The following is a 2,181-nucleotide window of genomic DNA, read 5'->3' as shown; positions in this document are numbered from 1 at the left end:
GAGCGAGCAACGGCATGCGCTGCTGATCTCGTTGCATCATATTGTCGGCGACGCCTGGTCATTGGGCGTGTTCATGCAGGAGTTTCTGTTTGCCTATAGTGCCTTGCGTGACGGGCTGACACCGAACCTGCCGCCGCTGCAGAATAGCTATCTGGATCTGGTCGAAACGGAAGCTGAATGGCTTTCCGGTGACGATGCACAGGCGCAGCGGGATCACTGGATCGACACCCTGCAGCATGAGGGCGAGCCCCTGGCTTTGCCTCGTCTGTCACAACCGTCCGGTGCCTCCAGTCGTGCCTGTTTTCAGGACTTCTCCCTGTCTGCAAAGCAGACGCAAACCCTGAAAGATTTTGCCAGGGCGCAGGGCGTCAGCCGTTTCACTGTATTGCTTGCCGTGTTGCAGTATCTGTTGTTTCGGGTATCGGGGCAGCCGCAGATTCGCGTTGGCGTACCCAGTGCCAACCGTAAAGGCAGTAATCAGTTTCTGGTGGGTTTTTTTGTCAACAACCTGGTGGTGCAGGGGCATGTTTCCCCTGAGCTGTCCGTCAGCGACTGGATTGCACAGATCCACAGTGCCTTGAACGATGCCAAAAAAAATCGCGATATTCCCTTTGAGAAAATTGTCGATGCCTTGAGTGATTCCCGCAGCTCGGGCAGTCACCCCTTGTTCCAGGTGGCGTTCAATTATCGCCAACAGGGCAAAGGGCTGAGCCTGAACCTGGGCAACCTGATGGCGCGGGTAGAAGACCTGCCCGTAACGGAAACCCCGTTTGATCTGGTGCTGGATGCCTGGCCGGATGAGCACGATGGCCTGACGTTAAGGCTGGTCCACGGGGACGGCATTCTTGATAGTGCCTTTGCCGGGAAAATGGTGGTGGCGTTTGAGCAGGTGCTGGACCAGTGGTTGCAGTCGCCAGCGTTGCCACTCACCGAGAGTGCGGCGCTGGTGCCGGATGACCAGACCATGCTGGAGCGTTGGGAGCGGGGGGGCGGCCAGTGGCAAGCGCATAGTTTTGTCTCTTTGTTTTCACAGCAGGCTGCGAGACAGGGCGATGCCATTGCGCTGGTGCACGGGGATACCCGCGTGTCGTTTGCTGAATTGGAAGCACGTTCCAATCAATTGGCCCGTTATCTGATCGCCCAGGGTGTAAAACCGGATGACGTGATTGGTGTGTCCTTCGAGCGTGGCGTCACCATGGTGGAAGCCTTTCTCGCCGTGATGAAAGCGGGCGGCGCCTTTTTGCCGCTGGATCCGGCTTATCCTGCGGACCGTTTGCGCTACATGCTGGAAGACAGCGGCACAGAAATTTTGCTCACTGAATCGGGCCTGGTTCCTTCGCTGCCAAGCGTGGAAACGGTGACAGCGATTGCGGTGGATACGTTGCCACTGGATGTTTTTTCTGCCCAAGCTGTTGACAACGAACCGCACCCGGACCAGCTCGCCTATGTGATCTATACCTCCGGTTCCACCGGCAAACCCAAAGGCGTGTCGCTGACCCATGCCGGTCTCTCCATGCATGTGCAGACCATCGGTGAGCGCTATGGCATGACCCCGGATGATGTGGAGCTGCAGTTCGCCTCCATCAGTTTCGATGGAGCGGTAGAGCGCTGGACGGTGCCGTTGGCCTTTGGTTCGCGGGTGGTGATTCGTGACCAGCAACTGTGGAGCGCGGAACAATGCTGTGAGGTGCTGAAAAACGAAGGCGTCACCGTGGCCTGTTTCCCGCCCAGCTATATGGGGCCGCTGCTGGACTGGATCGAACAGGAAAAACCCGAACTGAAAGTGCGTTCCTGGACCCTGGGCGGCGAAGCCTTTACCCGGGAAACCTTCGAGCGCATGCAGAGCGTGCTAAAGCCTGAACGTATCCTTAATGGTTATGGCCCCACCGAAACGGTGGTTACGCCGATGCTGTGGGCCGCCTACGAAGGCGACACCCTGACCAGCGCCTATGCGCCCATCGGTACCGCCGTGGGGCCGAGGAAATTGTATGTGCTGGATCAGGATCTTAACCGGGTGCCGGTTGGCGTCGCCGGGGAACTGTATATCGGCAACGAAGTGGGCCTGGCCCGTGGCTACCATCAGCGCCCGGACCTGACGGCGGAGCGTTTCCTGCCAGACCCGTTCGGCGAACCCGGCGAGCGCATGTATCGCACCGGGGACCTGGTGAAGTACCGGGACGA

The 2,181-nt window shown here is 58.7% G+C and carries 1 protein-coding gene; it reads left to right on the top strand.

Going from position 1 to position 2,181, the window contains the following annotated elements; all coding sequences use genetic code 11:
* Nucleotides 1-2,181, top strand: a 2,181-nt coding sequence (locus A3754_RS14245; RefSeq protein ID WP_156497000.1) for an amino acid adenylation domain-containing protein, incomplete at both ends; no start/stop codon positions are given.

The sequence above is a fragment of the Alcanivorax sp. HI0083 genome, from assembly GCF_001635175.1.
This window is presented reverse-complemented; position numbering and strand designations above follow the sequence as displayed.